General features: G+C 74.2%; 17 protein-coding genes. 12 read left to right on the forward strand and 5 right to left on the reverse strand.

Annotated elements, in window-relative coordinates; all coding sequences use genetic code 11:
* Positions 1–61 precede the first annotated feature (61 nt).
* The gene (locus Q0840_RS15525) at positions 62–487 is read right to left on the reverse strand and encodes an ATP-binding protein (RefSeq protein ID WP_298460956.1); all 426 of its coding nucleotides are present in this window, start codon (positions 485–487) and stop codon (positions 62–64) included.
* A gap of 169 nt (positions 488–656) precedes the next feature.
* Between Q0840_RS15525 and Q0840_RS15530 the strand changes: the two genes are divergently transcribed.
* The 3 genes from Q0840_RS15530 to Q0840_RS15540 all read left to right on the forward strand — a co-directional run bounded on the left by Q0840_RS15530 (position 657) and on the right by Q0840_RS15540 (position 3,179).
* The gene (locus tag Q0840_RS15530; RefSeq protein ID WP_298460958.1) at positions 657–1,382 is read left to right on the forward strand and encodes a GAF domain-containing protein; all 726 of its coding nucleotides are present in this window, start codon (positions 657–659) and stop codon (positions 1,380–1,382) included.
* 142 nt (positions 1,383–1,524) lie between these two features.
* Positions 1,525–2,220 (forward strand): GAF and ANTAR domain-containing protein, encoded by a 696-nt coding sequence (locus Q0840_RS15535; protein WP_298460960.1) that lies wholly within the window; start codon positions 1,525–1,527, stop codon positions 2,218–2,220.
* Positions 2,221–2,255: 35 nt separating this feature from the next.
* Positions 2,256–3,179, forward strand: a complete 924-nt coding sequence (locus Q0840_RS15540; RefSeq protein WP_298460962.1) for a pseudouridine synthase — start codon at positions 2,256–2,258, stop codon at positions 3,177–3,179.
* Positions 3,180–3,216: 37 nt separating this feature from the next.
* On the opposite strand, the gene Q0840_RS15545 is transcribed toward Q0840_RS15540, so the two are convergent.
* Positions 3,217–4,362: a Gfo/Idh/MocA family protein gene (locus Q0840_RS15545; RefSeq protein WP_298461130.1), complete on the reverse strand. Its 1,146-nt coding sequence runs from the start codon at positions 4,360–4,362 to the stop codon at positions 3,217–3,219.
* A gap of 278 nt (positions 4,363–4,640) precedes the next feature.
* Between Q0840_RS15545 and Q0840_RS15550 the strand changes: the two genes are divergently transcribed.
* Together Q0840_RS15550 and Q0840_RS15555 are read left to right on the forward strand one after the other, a co-directional pair.
* Positions 4,641–5,342, forward strand: a complete 702-nt coding sequence (locus Q0840_RS15550) for a ThuA domain-containing protein (protein ID WP_298460964.1) — start codon at positions 4,641–4,643, stop codon at positions 5,340–5,342.
* Positions 5,327–6,442 carry a Gfo/Idh/MocA family protein gene (locus tag Q0840_RS15555; protein WP_298460966.1) on the forward strand — a complete coding sequence of 372 codons (1,116 nt, stop codon included), beginning with the start codon at positions 5,327–5,329 and terminating at the stop codon, positions 6,440–6,442. The genes Q0840_RS15550 and Q0840_RS15555 overlap by 16 nt, the downstream gene beginning before the upstream one ends.
* 18 nt (positions 6,443–6,460) lie before the next feature.
* Here the strand turns inward: Q0840_RS15555 and Q0840_RS15560 are convergent, their stop codons facing one another.
* Both Q0840_RS15560 and Q0840_RS15565 read right to left on the reverse strand, forming a co-directional pair.
* On the reverse strand, positions 6,461–7,909 hold the full coding sequence (locus tag Q0840_RS15560; protein ID WP_298460968.1) for a DUF2252 domain-containing protein: 1,449 nt from the start codon (positions 7,907–7,909) through the stop codon (positions 6,461–6,463).
* A 76-nt stretch (positions 7,910–7,985) separates the two neighbouring features.
* Entirely contained in the window at positions 7,986–8,996 is a 1,011-nt protein-coding gene (locus tag Q0840_RS15565; protein ID WP_298460970.1) for a DMT family transporter, read from the reverse strand.
* A gap of 196 nt (positions 8,997–9,192) precedes the next feature.
* Here Q0840_RS15565 and Q0840_RS15570 point away from each other — a divergent pair, with 196 nt between their 5' ends.
* From Q0840_RS15570 to dhaK, 5 genes are all read left to right on the forward strand, one after another.
* Positions 9,193–10,047 (forward strand): GAF domain-containing protein, encoded by an 855-nt coding sequence (locus tag Q0840_RS15570; protein WP_298460972.1) that lies wholly within the window; start codon positions 9,193–9,195, stop codon positions 10,045–10,047.
* 141 nt (positions 10,048–10,188) lie between these two features.
* Positions 10,189–11,049, forward strand: coding sequence for a class II fructose-bisphosphate aldolase (locus tag Q0840_RS15575; protein ID WP_298460974.1), 861 nt, complete (start codon positions 10,189–10,191; stop codon positions 11,047–11,049).
* Positions 11,046–11,840 carry an HAD-IA family hydrolase gene (locus Q0840_RS15580; RefSeq protein ID WP_298460976.1) on the forward strand — a complete coding sequence of 265 codons (795 nt, stop codon included), beginning with the start codon at positions 11,046–11,048 and terminating at the stop codon, positions 11,838–11,840. Before Q0840_RS15575 ends, Q0840_RS15580 begins: the two co-directional genes overlap by 4 nt.
* Entirely contained in the window at positions 11,837–12,490 is a 654-nt protein-coding gene (gene dhaL, locus Q0840_RS15585; protein WP_298460978.1) for a dihydroxyacetone kinase subunit DhaL, read from the forward strand. The genes Q0840_RS15580 and dhaL overlap by 4 nt, the downstream gene beginning before the upstream one ends.
* Positions 12,487–13,482 (forward strand): dihydroxyacetone kinase subunit DhaK, encoded by a 996-nt coding sequence (dhaK, locus tag Q0840_RS15590; protein WP_298460979.1) that lies wholly within the window; start codon positions 12,487–12,489, stop codon positions 13,480–13,482. Before dhaL ends, dhaK begins: the two co-directional genes overlap by 4 nt.
* 99 nt (positions 13,483–13,581) lie before the next feature.
* Here the strand turns inward: dhaK and fdhA are convergent, their stop codons facing one another.
* A complete protein-coding gene (fdhA, locus tag Q0840_RS15595; RefSeq protein WP_298460981.1) occupies positions 13,582–14,802 on the reverse strand; it encodes a formaldehyde dehydrogenase, glutathione-independent in 1,221 nt (406 codons plus the stop codon).
* 199 nt (positions 14,803–15,001) lie between these two features.
* Between fdhA and Q0840_RS15600 the strand changes: the two genes are divergently transcribed.
* Entirely contained in the window at positions 15,002–15,580 is a 579-nt protein-coding gene (locus Q0840_RS15600; protein ID WP_298460982.1) for a helix-turn-helix domain-containing protein, read from the forward strand.
* A complete protein-coding gene (locus Q0840_RS15605) occupies positions 15,577–16,368 on the forward strand; it encodes an SRPBCC domain-containing protein (RefSeq protein ID WP_298460984.1) in 792 nt (263 codons plus the stop codon). Before Q0840_RS15600 ends, Q0840_RS15605 begins: the two co-directional genes overlap by 4 nt.
* The last annotated feature ends 17 nt before the right edge of the window (positions 16,369–16,385 follow it).

Raw genomic sequence — 16,385 nt, forward strand, 5'->3', positions numbered from 1 at the left:
GCGCAGGGGCGGGGCTTCGGTCATGCACCCGTGGTCGGCTGCCGGCGCCGAGGCGGGCGGATCAGCCGCTGGCCGGCGCCATGCTCCGCGGCGTGACCTGCTCGGGCCGTTGCTCGCCGATGCGGGTCACGAACCACACCGCCTTGCCCCCGCCCTGGAGCGCCTGCGTGCCCCACGAGTCGGCGAGCATGTCGACCAGCATCATGCCGCGGCCCCCTTCGGCGGTCGGCGGCGGGTTCCCGACCACCGGCAGGGCGTCCGCGGCGTCGCTGACGGTGACGTGGAACAGGCCGTCGTGGTCGCTGGTGTGCACGGTGATGATGCCGCCTGCCGGTCCGTGCTCCAGCGCGTTGGCGACGAGCTCACTGGTGAGCAGCTCGACCACGGCGCGGGCTTCGCCCTGGATGCCGACCTCGGCCGCCTGTCGCAGGACCCAACGCCTGGCGTACGTGACGTGGCGCCGCTCGTGCTCAAGGTGGAGCAACATGGGCCTCGTCCCTCGGCAGACACCGGTCGTGCAGGCCTGTGCCCGTTCAACATAGACCCGGGGTCCTTGCGGCGACACCGGGGCCCGGCCGTCGCCGTCGACCGGTGCGGCGCCGGGGCGCTGGCTATCGTGATCCCGGCGACGACCGGTGGGATTGGAGGAGTGCGGCGTGACGGAGGCTGGCGACCAGCAGGCGGTGGAGGCTCGGCTCCTCGGGGCGCCGACGCTGCGTGACTACCTGGACGACTTCGTGCTGCGGGCCGGCAACCACCTGGGCGAGCACGTGGAGGTGTGCATCAGCCTGCGGCACTCGGGCGCCGACCGGCTGGCCGCGACGAGCAGCGCCCGCGCGGCACGCTGCGACGAGGTGGAGTACCGGACCGGGGCCGGTCCGTGCGTGACCGCGATGGACACGCTGCGGGTCGTCATGGTGCCGGACGTCGCCGGCGACGGACGGTGGCCGGACTGGCAGCGGGCCGCCGTCGACGCGGGCTTCCGGAGCGCGGCCGGCGTACCCGCCCACGTGAGCGACGGGGTGGACGTGGCCCTGAACCTGTACAGCCCCGACGCGGGGTCGCTGGACCGCTCGGTGCTGCTCGAGGCGGACCGCTACGTGCAGCACGCCGCCGTCACCGTGGGGCTGTGCCTGCAGGTGGCGCAGCTGACCACCGCGTACGCCGACGCCCGCCGGCAGGTCCGCGAGCTGGAGGCCATCAACCGCCTGGTGGTCGAGGCGGTCACCGGTCACGAGGGCGCCGCGGCCGGGATGCTCGACCGCATCCGGCGGGTCGTGCGCACCCACGGCGACGGAGCGGCGGCCGAGGTCCGCTCCATCATCGGCGACGTCGGTGGACGTCCCGGGTGGACGACGGGAGGGTCACCCGCGTCGTCGTAGACGTCGCTGCCCCGCAGCACGGGACCGGCGGGCGCAGACACCGCGCCGTGGGTGTGCCACAGTGGGCAGCGTCGTCGGGTCTTGAGCCTTCACCTCCTGGGCCACCTGCGGTGCACGGGCGGTCGACGCCGTCGGACGGGCCATGGACATGGACGCGCACCGGGACGGCGACCAGGTGGCGGAGCAGCTGGCCGGCATGACGTCGATCGAGGCGCACCTCGACGTGCTCGCCATCCGCGCGTCGCACCACCTGGGCGGTGGCATGCACTGCAGCCTCATCCTGCGGCGCCAGGGCGTGAACCGACGGGTCGCCAGCAGCAGCCTGCGATCGGCCGCGTGCGACGACGCCGAGAACCGCGCCGGCTCCGGCCCGTGCCTGACCGCGATCGACGAGCTGCGCACCGTCCTGGTTCCCGACGTGCGCCTGGAGGAGGCCTGGCCGGCGTGGTGCGGCCAGGTGCTGGCGTCGGGGTTCCGGTCCGGCGCCGCCTTCCCCGTCGCGGTCGGCGCCGGGGCCGACATCGCGTTCAACCTCTACTCCGAGGACCTGGACCCCTGGGACCGGACGACCGTCGTGCACGCCGACGCCTACGCCCAGCAGGCCGGGGAGGTGATGTCGCTGTGCCTGGAGGTCGCGCGCCTGACCCGCGGCCAGCAGCCGACCGTCCCCGGCGCCGACGTGGGCCCGCGGGTCAACCGGGCGGTGGGTGTCCTGATGGCCCGTGAGCACGTGGACGCCCCCACCGCACTGGTGGCGCTCCGGACGCGGTCCAGCGAGCAGGGCGTCGATCTCGCCGACGTCGCGGACCGGGTCGTGGCCGGGCTCGACGAGCCCTGACCAGGGTCGCCACCGGCGCCTCGTACCATCGACCGGTGCCGTCCACGTCACCGCTCCCGGCGCGCCACGGCCTCGCGGCAGCCCGCCTGCGCACCCCCGACCGTCGCCGCGGCGTCCCGGACCCCTGGCCGACGATGGGGGCGTGGCTGCGGCACCGGCTGCCGGACCGCGTCGACGTCCCGGGCATGCTGGCCCAGGGCCGCTTCGTGGACGACGACGGCCGACCGGTGCGGGACGCCGACCCGTACGCCCAGCAGCGCACCGTGTGGTTCCACCGTGACCTGCGCGAGGAGCCCGAGGTGCCCGGGCAGGTCCACGTGGTGCACCGCGACGAGCGGCTGGTCGTCGTCGACAAGCCGCCGTTCCTGTCCACGATCCCGCGCGGTGGCCACGTGCGGCAGAGCGTCGTGGTCCGGCTGCGCGCCGAGCTCGGCCTGCCGGAGCTGTCGCCGCTGCACCGTCTGGACCGGGTCACGTCCGGCCTGCTCCTGCTCGCCACCGAGAGCCGGTGGCGCGGGCCGTACCAGACGGCGTTCGAGCGGCGCGCGGTCGACAAGACCTACCGCGCGCTCGCGCCGGTCCGCCCCGACCTGGAGCTGCCCGCCGTCGTGCGCAACCACCTGCGCAAGGAGCGCGGCACGTGGTGCGCGGAGGTCGTCCCCGGGGCGCCCGTCAACGCCGAGACCCGCGTGGAGCTGGAGTCCGTGGTCGGCGAGCACGGCATCTACCGGCTGACGCCGCGCACCGGCCGCACCCACCAGCTGCGGGTGCACCTGCACGGGCTCGGCATCCCGATCGTCGACGACCCGCTGTACCCGGTCGTGCGGGACGTCCCGGTCGACGACTTCAGCCGCCCGCTGCAGCTCCTCGCGGCCGAGCTTGCGTTCACCGACCCGGTCGACGGGCAGGCCCGGCGGTTCCAGAGCGTCCGGTCGCTGCCCCTGACGACGCTGGGCTGAGCGCCGAGGTGCCCCTCGGGGGGGTTCCCTCGACGGGTCAGTTCCCGGTCTCGGTGTAGACGCTGCTCGCCGCCGACGAGCGCTCGACGGCGTCCAGCACCCGCTGGACGGCGAGGGCGTCGTCGAAGGACGGCTCGGGCTGCCGCTCCGCGGCGATGGCCTCGAGCAGGTCCACGACCTGGTGGGTGAAGGCGTGCTCGTAGCCGAGCCCGTGACCGGGCGGCCACCACGCGGCGGTGTACGGGTGGTCCGGCTCCGTCACGTCGATGCGCCGGAAGCCGGCGGTGCGGGCGTCGTCGGCGGCGTCGTACAGGTGCAGGACGTTCATGTCCTCGAAGTCGAACGCCACCGCACCGGCCGAGCCGCTGACCTCGATGCGCATCGCGTTCTTGCGTCCCCAGGCGAACCGGGTCGCCTCGAAGACCGCGGGCGCCCCACCCGCGAGCCGTCCGAACCAGATCGCGGCGTCGTCCACGGTCACCGGTCCCCGCTCGGTCCCGGCCGTCCCCTGCAGCCCGGAGAAGCTCTGCGCCACCGGGCGCTCGGTCACGAAGGTGTCCAGCATCGCCGACACCCCCGCCAGCGGCTGGCCGGTGATGAAGTGCGCGAGGTCGACGATGTGGGCCCCGATGTCACCCAGCGCCCCGGACCCGGCGCGGTCCTTGTCCAGCCGCCAGGAGAGCGGGGCCTCGGCGTCGGCCAGCCAGTCCTGCAGGTACTGCGCGCGAACCTGGCGGACCTCGCCGATCCGGCCCTCCGCGACGAGCTGCCGGGCCAGGGCGACGGCCGGAACACGGCGGTAGCTGAACCCGACCATCGACCGGACGCCACGCCCGGCGGCCTCCCGCGCGGCGACCGTCATCGTCGTCGCCTCCTCGAGGGTGTTGGCCATCGGCTTCTCCACCAGCACGTGCTTGCCGGCGGCCAGGGCCGCCACGGCCATCTCGGCGTGCGTGTCACCCGGGGTGCAGATGTCCACCAGGTCGACGTCGTCGCGCTCCAGGACCGCGCGCCAGTCCGTCTCCACCTCGGCCCAGCCGAGGGTCCGCGCGGCCTCGGCGGTCGCGTCGGGCGTGCGGCCCACGAGCACCGACATCTCGGGCGCCAACGGGAGCCCGAAGAACCGCGGTGCCGTGCGCCAGGCGTGCGAGTGCGCCCGACCCATGAACGCGTAGCCGATCATCGCCACCCGCAGCGGTCTCGGTGCTCGTGCAGTCGTCAAGGCGTCCTCCTCGAAGCCAGGTGCTGGTGATCTCCCTGCTGGGAGCCGCGGAACCCGTCCCGGGAGGGACGGTCCGGCGTCGTCGACGAGCGTACGTGCGACCGGGACGTGGCGACGGCGCGGCCGGCGGGGCGTGTGCGCGCCGAGCCGTCCCAGCCGACGTGCGGCATGCTGACGCGGTGGTCGCCGGCACGGGCGGCCGAGCCGACGGCCTGGCGGCCGCAGTCGAGAGGAATCCGGTGGCTCCCACCAGACACGCGTTGGTCGTCCGTGGCGGCTGGGACGGGCACCAGCCCGTCGAGGCCACCGAGCTGTTCATCCCGTACCTGGAGGAGCACGGCTTCTCGGTGCGGGTGGAGGAGTCCCCGAAGGTCTACGCCGACGCCGAGTACATGGCCGGGGTGGACCTCGTGGTCCAGTGCATGACGATGTCGACGATCGAGAAGGACGAGCTGGCGGGCCTCATCGCGGCGGTCGAGGCGGGCACGGGGCTGGCGGGCTGGCACGGAGGGATCGCCGACTCCTTCCGGGCCAGCGCCGACTACCTGCAGCTGGTCGGCGGCCAGTTCGCCCACCACGCGGCCGCCATGCCGCCCGCCGACCGCACCGGCGAGCAGTCCGACAACTACGTCCCCCACCGCATCGAGATGACGCCGGCCGGCGCCGGGCACCCGATCACCGCGGGCCTGACCGACTTCGACCTGGACACGGAGCAGTACTGGGTGCTGACGGACGACTACGTCGACGTCCTGGCGACCACGACGACAGCGGTCCGCCCCTGGGGTGCGTGGAACCGGCCGATCACCTGCCCCGCCGTCTGGACCCGCCAGTGGGGGCACGGGCGCGTCGTCGTCTGCACGCCGGGGCACCGCGTGGAGGTCCTGCAGGACAGCAACGTCCGCACCATCGTCGAGCGGGGGCTGCTGTGGGCCGCGCGCTGAGGGTCGGCATCGTCGGCGCCGGCAAGATCAGCGCCCAGTACAGCGAGTCGTTCCTGCGGCTGCCGCAGGTCGAGGTCACCGCGGTGGCGGACCTGGACGGCGCCCGCGCCGGTGCGCTCGCCGCGCAGCACGCCGGCGCCCGCGCCACCTCCCTGGCCTCGCTCCTGGCCGCGGACGACGTCGACGTCGTGCTCAACTTGACCATCCCGGCGGCGCACGCCGAGGTGGCCCTGGCCGCCATCGCCGCGGGCAAGCACGTCTACGGCGAGAAGCCGCTCGCGGCCACCACCGGGGAGGCGCGCGAGATCGTCCGCGCCGCCGGGGAGGCCGGCGTCCGGGTGGCGTGCGCGCCCGACACGGTCCTCGGCACGGGGATCCAGACCGCCCGGGCCGTGGTGGACGCCGGAGCGATCGGGGCGCCGCACGCCGCGACGGCGTTCATGGTGGCGCCCGGGCACGAGCGCTGGCACGGGGACCCGGAGTTCTACTACCGCCCCGGCGGCGGCCCCCTGCTGGACATGGGCCCGTACTACCTGACGTCCCTGGTGCACCTGCTCGGCCCGGTCCGCCGTGTGGTGGGCGCCTCGTCCCGCGCGCACGCGACGCGCACCATCGCGCAGGGACCCCGTGCGGGGACGCAGTTCGACGTCGAGATCGACACGCACATCACGGGCATCCTCGAGCACGAGAGCGGCGCCCTGACGACCCTCATCATGAGCTTCGACACCTGGGCCGCGACCCTGCCGCGCATCGAGGTGTACGGCGCCGCCGGGTCCCTGTCGATCCCCGACCCCAACCACTTCGACGGCGCGGTGCGCCTGTTCACCGGGGAGCGGCCCGAGTGGGTGGACGTCCCGGTGTCCGCCGGCTACCTCGGCGCGGGGCGCGGGTACGGCGTGGCCGACCTCGCGCTCGCGCTGGAGGCGGGGGTGGCGCACCGGGCGAGCGACGACGTGGCGCTGCACGTGCTCCACGTGATGGAGGCGGTCCAGGAGGCCGCCGACGTCGGCGCCCGCGTCGAGGTCACCACGTCGTGCGCGCGGCCGCTCCCGGTGGTCGGCCGGGTCGAGCTCGCGGAAGATCCAGGCAGCGGGTCCTGAGGTCCCCGCGCCGCGCCGTCAGGGCCGGAACGCACTGCTGACGGCGTCCGTCGCGCCCTCGGTGGCCGGCAGCACCCCGCGGCGCACGGCGGCGACCAGCCCGGCGTGGTCGGCCTCGGTCTGGTCGGCGTAGGCCCGGGCGAACCGGACCATCGCCCGGTCGACCTTGTCCGAGCGGCCGGCGTAGCCGGCGATCATCGACGCGCCGCTGGTGCGGGCGTGCCCCTTGGCCAGCAGGTGCCCGACGATGCCGGCGTAGTCGGCCAGCGCCACGGCGTCGATCGCGTCGAGCGGGACGGTGCCCTTCATGTTGCGGAACTGCCGGACGTAGTACTGCCGGTCGCCCACGGTGGTCCAGCCCAGCAGCGGGTCGCTGACCGTCTGCAGCGCCTGCTGATACTCCACGACCCGCTGGCCCTGGTGGGCGTGCCAGGCCGAGTCACCGTGCACGAACGGCGCGAGCACCGAGCGGCGGGCCTGCTTGAGCTGGAGGAACAGCACGTCGTCGGGGTCGCTGCCCTCGAGCAGCGCGACGTACGCCCGCAGGCCCACGCTGCCGACGCCGACCACCTTGTGCGCGATGTCGACCAGCGTGTAGCCGCCCAGCACCCGCCGCCAGTGCGGCGCGAGGGTCTGCAGGTAGTCGTCCAGCGCGGCCCCGAGGTGCTCGCTCTCCTGCTCGGGCACGTGCGCGATGAGCGGCGGCTGCTCCACGATCCGCCGTCGTCCCTCGTGCTCGTGCGTGAACTTCGGCAGCGCGCGGTCGCTGGTCCGGGTCCGGGCCCGCCGGGCGGCCCGCTCGATCTCCGCGCGCAGGCTCTTCTCGGTCGCGGTCTCGTGCAGCCGCTCGACGTCGAGCCGGTTGTAGGACCGCATCAGCAGCGGCTGCTCGGCGAGGAAGTCGACCTCCGCCCGGTACGCCGCCACGCAGGACAGCACGGCGTCCGCGCAGTGCTCCTCGGTCGCGGAGTTCTGCCGGCCGGCCACCCAGATGCTGGCGACCAGGCGCCGAAGGTCCCACTCCCACGCGCCCGGGTGGGCCTCGTCGAAGTCGTTGAGGTCGATCACGAGCTCGCCCTCGGGCGAGGCGTAGAAGCCGAAGTTGCCCAGGTGCGCGTCGCCGCAGATGACCGGCGTGATCCCGGTGGCCGGCAGCCCGGCGACGTCGACCGCCATGACGATCGCCGTCCCGCGCAGGAAGCCGTACGGCGACGTCATCATGCGGGCGACCCGGATCGGGACGAGCTCGGCGAGCCGGCCCTCGTGCGACCGGCGGATGAGGTCGACCGGGTCCGGCCGCCCGGCCGGCGGCTCCCACTCGCCCAGCGTCTTGCGGGGCACCTGCCGGCGCAGCGCCTTGCCCATCGCGAACCGCTCGGTGCGCGACGTCGGCCGCTTGCGGAGCGAGCCGAACGCGTCGCTCGGCACCGTGGCGAGCACCGTGTGCTGCCCTGATCCGGTCGTCACCTGTGCTCCTCCGCCCATCGCCGGGTCTCGTTGTACCAGAGCGCACGGGGTGGGGATCGGCCGGGACCGCGCGGCGTCACGTCCGGGTGCGGCCGGTCCCGCTCGACCGCCCGACCGGCTGCTGCGCGCCGGCCCGGGACGCCTCCCGCAGCCGCCGTCCGCCGGGTGACAGCAGCGCCCCCACCACGCCGGCGATCGACAGCGTCCCGCCGAGCACGTGCAGCCACGTGATGCGCTCGCCGAGCAGCAGCCACGCGAGCCCACCGGCGATGAACGGCATGGCCAGCTGGACCACCGGGGGGATGTTGGCCGGCACCCGGCTCAAGGGGTAGGTGGTCAGGAAGTGCCCCAGCACGCCGGGGACGACGGCGATCGCCGCGGCGATCAGGACGTCGCGCCCGGCGACGGCGGCGACCGGCTCGCCGGCGAGGAGCACGTAGACCGACACCGTCGACGCGGCGACCACGCCGACGCCGAACAGGAACGGCAGTGCGCCGATGTGGCTCATCGCGCGCTTGGACCACACGACGTAGAAGGCGCCGAACACGACGTTGGCCAGGGCGAGCGCCATCCCGGCCGGCTCACCGTCGGGACCGGCGGTGCCGGCGACGACGACGACGCCGGCGCCCGCGACCGCCAGCGCCGACCACAGTCGGAACGCGGCCCCGGGCCGCTCGCCGAACAGCACCCGGGCCAGCACCCCCACGAGCACCGGTGCGATCACCTGCATGAGGGTCACGTCCACCACGGACGTCGCCTTGATCGCGACCATGAACAGCAGCTGGTGGGTCCCGAAGGCGACCCCGGCGAGGGCGGCCCATCGCCAGCCGCGCCGGCTGACCACGAGCGGGTGCGAGCGCCGGCGCCACAGCACCGCGACGCCGAGGACCGCCGCCCCGATCCACAGCCGGTAGAAGGACAGGACCGCGCCGGACCCGGTGGACACCCCGACCAGGACGGGTCCCAGGCTGAACAGCAGCATGCCGAGCACGACCAGCAGGACGGGGCGGTCGTCGACGGCGTCGACCCATCCCGGGCGGCGGCGGACCGCGGCGCGCCCGACCGGGCCGGCGTCGTCGTCGGTCACGTCGCCCCCAGGCGCTGGTCTGGCCGCGCGACGGGCGGTGAGGAGGCGCGCGGGCGATCACGAATCGTTTCGACCCTACGGTCGCCGGCCGGTGCGTGCACGACGGGCGCCGGGCCGGGCACCGTGGCCCGCACCCTCACGAACGGGTGCCTGCCGTCCCGGCACCGCCCCGTCGGCTCGCGGCTATCGTCGTCCCGTGACGGTCGACGACGACCGGGGCCTGGACCGGGCGCCGGGTCCCGCAGGTGAGCCCTTCCGCCTGGACCGGGCGGTCGCGAGCCTGTACACCGACCTCCGGCTGACCCCGATGCTGCACACGCTGCTCGCCCGCACCCGCGAGCTGGTGGGCGGCGTCGCGGGCAGCATCTCGGTGATCGACCCGGACGCGGGCACCTACAGCAAGGTCGCCGAGCGCGGGATCTCCTGCCAGCTGGGGCGCACGTTCTCCCTGGACGAGGGCGCGACCGGCCACGCCGTCGCCCGCCGCAGCCCCGTGGTCATCGCGGACTACTCCGCCATCACCGGCCGTCACCTGGCGGCGAACCACCCCGCCAACCGGGGGGCGGTGGCCGCGGTCCCGATCTGGTGGCGCGGCGAGCTGATCGGCGTCAACGTCGCGTTCGCCGGGCGCCGCGAGCGGTTCACGACGGCGGAGGTCGACCGTCTGGAGGTGCTCACCCAGACCGCCGCCGGCGCCATCATCACCGCCGGGGCCGGTGACCCCGCGCTGACCCGACTGCTGCGTGCCTCCCGCCGCGGCGAGCCCGCGCCCGCCGCGGCTCCCGGTGGTGGCGCGTCGGGCACCCACGCCGCAGCCCGCGTGCACCCGCCCGTGCGTCCCGCGCCGCCCGCGACGCCGACGCCGCTGACAGGCCGCGAGAGCGAGGTGCTCACCCTGGTCGCGCTCGGGCTGGGCGACCGGGAGATCGCCCGCCGTCTGGTGCTCTCGCCCAAGACGGTGGAGAAGCACGTCGGCTCCGCCATCCGCAAGACCGGCTCCGCGAGCCGGACGGGCGCCGCGGTCCGCGGGCGCGAGCACGGCTGGATCTGACCGCCCGCCCACCGGCCGCGAGATGGGGGACTTCCCCCATGTGCCACCGCGCCCGGCGGCGGTCAACTGGGCACGCCGCGCGACGGTGCGCGGCGTGCCGGGTGCGCCCCGTCACCGTCACGACGACGTCAGGAGGCCCGCGTGCCCGTCGTGCCGACCAAGGAGATCCTCGACCGAGCGCTGGACGGTCGCTACGCCGTCGCGGCCATCAACGTCGTCAACGACCTGACCACCGAGGCGGTCCTCGCGGCCGCCGTCGAGGAGGCGGCACCGGTCATCCTGCAGACGTCGGTCAAGACCGTCCGGATGTACGGCCGCGACCAGCTCATCGGCCTCATCCGGGGCCTCGCCGAGCCGGTCCCGGTGCCGGTGGCCGTCCACCTGGACCACTGCCCCGACCGGGCCGTCATCTTCGACTGCCTGGCCGGCGGCTGGAACTCGGTGCTGTTCGACGCGCACAGGCTCGACGTGGCCGAGAACCTGCGCCAGACCGTCGAGGTCGTGGCCGAGGCCCGGCGGTACGGGGCGCACGTCGAGGGGGAGATCGAGGGGATCCAGGGCGTCGAGGACGGGCTCGGCTCCGACGCGGCCCCGGTCGTGCAGTCCCTGGAGGTCGCGGTCGACTTCATCCGGCGCACCGGCGTCGACTGCTTCGCCCCCGCGATCGGCAACGCGCACGGCCGGTACAAGGCCGCACCCACGTTGGACCACCAGCGGGTGAGCGACCTCGTGGCGGCCACCGGCGTCCCGATGGCGCTGCACGGCGGCACGGGCCTGTCCGACGAGCAGTTCACCGACCTCATCGCGCGGGGCTGCGCCAAGGTCAACATCTCCACCGCGCTCAAGGAGACGTACATGCGCTCGAGCCTGGAGTTCCTGCGCGACGCCGAGGCCCGCGACCGGTGGGACCCGCCGTCGCTGTTCACCCACCAGCGCACCGCCGTCATGGAGATGGCCCGCCGGCACATCCGGCTCTTCGGCGGCTCGGGACGTGCCTGGTGACGGCCCTGATCTTCGACTGCGACGGCGTGCTCGGGGACACCGAGCGGTACGGCCACCTGCCGGCGTTCAACGCGACCTTCGAACGGTTCGGCCTGCCGCTCCGGTGGACCGAGGACGACTACGCCGAGAAGCTGCGGATCGGTGGCGGCAAGGAGCGGATGGCCAGCCTGTTCGCCGATCCCGACGTCGTGCGTGCCGCCGGCGTGCCCGACGACGACGCCGCCCGCGCCGACCTGCTCGCGACCTGGCACCGCGACAAGACCGCCCGCTTCACGGCGCTCGTCGCCGACGGGGCGATCCCGGCGCGGCCCGGCGTCGCCCGGATCATCACCGCGGCGCTGGACGCCGGGTGGACGGTGGCGGTCGCGTCCACCTCGGCCGAGCCGTCGGTGCGTGCGGTGCTCGAGCACGCCGTCGGACCACGGACGGCCGACCGGATCCCGCTGTTCGCGGGCGACGTCGTGCCGGCCAAGAAGCCGGACCCGGCCGTGTACCTGCTCGCGGTCGAGCGGCTCGGCCTGGACCCCGCGGACACCCTGGTGGTCGAGGACTCGCGCAACGGCCTGCTCGCCGCCACCCGCGCCGGGCTGCCGTGCCTGGTCACCGTCAACGGGTACACCCGCCAGGAGGCCTTCGACGAGGCGGTCCTCGTCGTCTCCGAGCTGGGCGACCCCGACCGGCCGCCCATCGAGGTGCTCGCCAACCGCGGCGCCGCGCGGCCCGGCCACCACCTCACCCTCGACGACCTGCGGGCCTGCATGTCGTCCCCGTCGACAGGAGGTGCCCGATGAGCGGCAGCATGCAGAACGTCGAGCTCGTGGTCCGCACGATCGCCCGGTGCGCGGTGGACAACGAGGTCTACTTCGGCGAGCTGGACGCCGTCGTCGGCGACGGGGACTTCGGGTACTCCCTGGCGCGCGGCTTCGAGAAGGTGCTCGACGAGTGGGACGGCATCGACCGCACCGACGCGGGCACCTTCCTCAAGAGGGTCGGGATGATCATCTCGTCGCGGATCGGCGGCACCTCCGGGCCGATCTGGGGCACCGCCTTCCTGCGGGCCGGGGCGACCGCGGGCGCGACCCAGGGCGTCAGCGGCGAGCGGGTCGTCGCCATGCTCCGCAGCGCGGCCGAGGGCATCAAGGCCCGCGGCCAGTCCGACGTCGGGGACAAGACGCTGCTGGACGCGCTGGTCCCGCTCACCGACCGGCTCGAGCAGGAGCTGACGTCGGGGGCCGACGCCGCCGCGGCGCTCGCGGCCGCGGCGACCACGGCCCGGGAGGCGGCCGAGGCGACCAGCCGGCTCGTCGCCAGGCGCGGCCGCGCGTCGTACACCGGCGAGCGGAGCAGGGGATCGGTCGACGCCGGGGCGATGGCGCTGGCCGTGATCATCGAGCAGATCAGCAGTCAGTGGCAGGCGTGGCAGACGGAGGGAGTCTCGTGAAGAAGTTCGTGAACGACCCCAGGCAGTTCGTCCCCGAGATGCTCGAGGGCATCGCGCTGGCGAACCCGGACACGTTGACCTACGTGCCCGAGTACAACCTCATCATGCGCAGCGACGCGCCCCGCGAGGACAAGGTCTCGATCGTCCAGGGCTCCGGCTCGGGGCACGAGCCGGCGCACGTGATGATCGTCGGCCGGGGCATGCTCGACGCCGCCTGCCCCGGCGACGTCTTCGCGGCCCCGCCGATGGACTACGTGTACGAGACCGCCAAGCGGGTCGCGTCGCCCAAGGGCGTGCTCTTGCTGGTCAACAACTACACCGGTGACCGGATGGCCTTCGACATGGGCAGGGAGATGGCCGAGGCGGACGGCATCGACGTGCGCATCCTCACCATCAACGACGACGTCGCGGTCAAGGACTCGCTGTACACGATCGGCCGGCGGGGGGTCGCCGGGAACTTCTTCGTCATCAAGGCGGTCGGGGCGGCATCCGAGCAGGGCGCCGACCTGGACGAGCTGGTGCGCCTCGGCCAGAAGGTCAACGACGTGACCCGGACGATGGGGGTCGCGCTGACCGCGTGCACCCCGCCGGCCAAGGGCTCGCCGCTGTTCGAGCTCGGCGAGGACGAGATGGAGTTCGGCGTGGGCATCCACGGGGAGCCCGGCCGCGAGCGCCGCCCGCTGGTGCCCGCGGACCAGATCGTCGACGACCTGCTCGAGGCGGTCGTCACCGACCTGCCGTACAGCTCGGGGGACCGGGTGGCGCTGATGATCAACGGGCTGGGTGGCACCCCGATCAGCGAGCTGTACGTCCTGTTCCGCCGCGCGCACCGGCAGCTCGCGGAGCGGGGGATCACGGTCGGGCGCAGCTACGTGGGCGAGTACTGCACCTCGCTGGACATGGCGGGCGCGTCGCTGACCCTGGTGCGGCTCGACGACGAGATCGAGAGGCTCCTGCAGGCACCCGCGGAGGTCGCGATCCGGGTCTTCTGACCCGGCGTGAGGGCATGACGGCGGGCGGCCCCGGGAGGCCGCCCGCCGTCGCGCTGTGGAGCGTGCCAGCACGCCGTCGCGCCGGCGTGCTGGCCGGGCTCAGGCCGCGGTGATGTACCCGTTGGGGTTGAGCACGTACTTCTGCGCCGCACCGGCGTCGAACTCGGCGTAGCCCCGCGGGGCGTCCTCGAGCGGGATGGGCCTGGCGTTGACGTTCTTCGCGATGCTGGTCCGGTCGTGCAGGATCGCCATCATCAGCTCGCGGTTGTACCGCATCACCGGGCACTGACCGGTGGTGAAGGACAACGACTTCGCCCAGCCGGTCCCCAGGCTCAGCGAGAGGGCGCCCTTCTGGGCCGCCTCGTCGATGCCGCCCGGGTCGCCGGTCACGTACAGCCCCGGGATGCCCAGCGCGCCTCCGGCGGCCGTGATGTCCATGAGCGAGTTCAGGACGGTCGCGGGCGCCTCGTGCGAGGCGTCCTTGCCGTGACCGCGGGCCTCGAACCCGACGGCGTCGACCCCGCAGTCGACCTCGGGCACCCCGAGGATCTGCTCGATCTGCTCGGCCGGCCCGCCCTGGGTGAGGTCCACGGTCTCGCAGCCGAAGCTGCGGGCCTGGGCGAGGCGATCGGCGTTCATGTCCCCGACGATCACCACGGCCGCGCCCAGCAGCAGCGCCCCCGTCGCCGCGGCCAGCCCGACCGGTCCGGCGCCGGCGATGTAGACGGTGGAGCCGACGCCGACCCCGGCGGTGACCGCGCCGTGGAAGCCGGTGGGGAAGATGTCCGAGAGCATCGCCAGGTCCAGGATCTTCTCCAGGGCCTGGTCGCGGTCCGGGAACCGCAGCAGGTTCCAGTCGGCGTACGGCACCAGGACGTACTCGGCCTGGCCGCCCACCCAGCCGCCCATGTCCACGTAGCCGTAGGCACTGCCCGGACGGTCGGGGTTGACGTTGAGGCAGATGCCGGTCTTGCGTTCCTTGCAGTTGCGACACCGTCCGCAGGCGATGTTGAACGGCACCGAGACGATGTCGCCGACCTTGATCACCTCGACGTCCGACCCGACCTCCACGACCTCGCCGGTGATCTCGTGGCCGAGCACGAGGTTGGGCGGTGCGGTGGTCCGCCCGCGGACCATGTGCTGGTCCGACCCGCAGATGTTGGTCGCGACGGTGCGCAGGATCGCCCCGTGGTTGACCTTGCGGCCCACGTTCGCCGGGTTGACCCCCGGGCCGTCCTTGAGCTCGAAGGTGGGGTAGTCGATGTCGATGACCTCCACGACTCCCGGGGCCTTGTACGCCACAGCCTTGTTCCCTGACACGTCGATCTCCCTTGATCAACGGGCCGCCCGAGGCGGGGCGACCTCGTGCTTGTCACTGTAGGGACGGGCGCGGCGGGGGGACATGGACCCCGCCTGGGGAATCTCCCCACTCCCGCCCCCGGTTCAGCCGGCCGACGGCGGTGGCCCCGCCCGGGCCGGCACCCTTGACAGACATTCTTGTCAAGAGGACGGTGGCGTCATGCGGGACGTCGAGGTGATCGAGAGCGCGCCGGCGGCGGCCGCCGCGCTGGACCCGGTCCGCTCGCGGCTGCTCGGGGAGCTCGCGGTCCCCGCCTCCGCGGCCGGGCTGGCCGAGCGGGTCGGCATCGGGCGCCAGAAGGTCAACTACCACCTGCGGGCGCTCGAGTCGCACGGCCTGGTGACGCTGTCCGAGGAGCGGCGCCACGGCGGCATCACCGAGCGCGTGCTGCAGGCGTCCGCGGCGTCGTACGTCGTGTCGCCGGCCGCGGTCACCGCGTCCGCGGCGGAGCCGGAGGCCAACGACGACCGCATGTCCGCGGGCTACCTCGTCGCGCTGGCCGGGCGACTGGTGCGCGAGGTCGGCACCCTGGCGCGCCGGGCCGGCGCGTCCGGCACGCGCCTGCCGACGCTGACGATCGACACCCGGATCGGCTTCCGCTCGGCCGCCGACCGCGCCGCCTTCGCCGACGACCTCACCGCCGCGGTGCTGGACCTGGCCGCCCGCTACCACCACGACGACGGCCGGCCGCACCGGCTCGTCGTCGCGGCCCACCCCCTTCCCGAGGAGAGCGCATGAGCACGGCACCGGACGTCCCGTACCGCCTGGAGTTCAGCGTCGAGGTGCCGGGCACCCCGGACCAGGTCTGGCAGGCCATCGCCACCGCCCGGGGCATGAGCGCCTGGTTCGCACCGACCGAGATGGAGGAGCGCGAGGGCGGGTCCCTGCACTTCACCATGGGCCCGGACATGGGCTCGGACGGCCGGGTCACCGGCTGGGACCCACCGCGCCGCCTCGTCTACGAGGAGGACTGGGCCGCCCTCATGGGCAAGGACCCGGACACGCTCAGCCCGCTGACGTCGGAGTTCGTCGTGGAGGCCCGGTCCGGCGGCACCTGCGTCGTGCACGTCACGAGCAGCGGCTTCGGCACCGGCGCCGACTGGGAGTCGGAGTTCTGGGACGACCTGGGCCCGGGGTGGATGCCGTTCTTCGACCACCTGCGGCTGTACCTGGCGCACTTCCCCGGCCAGCGCGCCACCCACCTGGAGGCCACCGCCTCCCACCCCGCCGAGGCGCAGCCGCTCTGGGCCACCCTGCGCGGCGCGCTCGCGCTGGGGGAGGAGGGCGCGACGGTCGACGTGCGCGGCTCCACCGGCACCGTGGAGCGGGTCGGCGAGCACCAGGCGTTGGTCCGGCTCACGGCGCCGGTCCCCGGGATGCTCAGCGTCTTCACGTTCGACGAGGGCGACGGCGCAGCGACGGCGGGCGTGCGGGCGTACCTGTTCTCGGACGACGCGCCCGACTACGTGCGGCGCGAGAGGCCGGCCTGGCAGGCGTGGCTGAGCTCGCTGCCCGTCCCGGCCTGATGCTGCACCCCTGGAGG

The sequence above is a fragment of the uncultured Cellulomonas sp. genome (assembly GCF_947494015.1).
In the GTDB taxonomy this organism is placed as follows: Bacteria; Actinomycetota; Actinomycetes; order Actinomycetales; family Cellulomonadaceae; genus Pengzhenrongella.

Coding starts and splice junctions, on each gene's coding strand:
- Q0840_RS15525 (WP_298460956.1), bottom strand. CDS start 487: ATGTTGCTCCACCTTGAGCACGAGCGGCGCCACGTCACGTACGCCAGG.
- Q0840_RS15535 (WP_298460960.1), top strand. CDS start 1,525: ATGGACATGGACGCGCACCGGGACGGCGACCAGGTGGCGGAGCAGCTG.
- Q0840_RS15545 (WP_298461130.1), bottom strand. CDS start 4,362: ATGATCGGCTACGCGTTCATGGGTCGGGCGCACTCGCACGCCTGGCGC.
- dhaL (WP_298460978.1), top strand. CDS start 11,837: ATGAGCGGCAGCATGCAGAACGTCGAGCTCGTGGTCCGCACGATCGCC.
- Q0840_RS15600 (WP_298460982.1), top strand. CDS start 15,002: ATGCGGGACGTCGAGGTGATCGAGAGCGCGCCGGCGGCGGCCGCCGCG.
- Q0840_RS15605 (WP_298460984.1), top strand. CDS start 15,577: ATGAGCACGGCACCGGACGTCCCGTACCGCCTGGAGTTCAGCGTCGAG.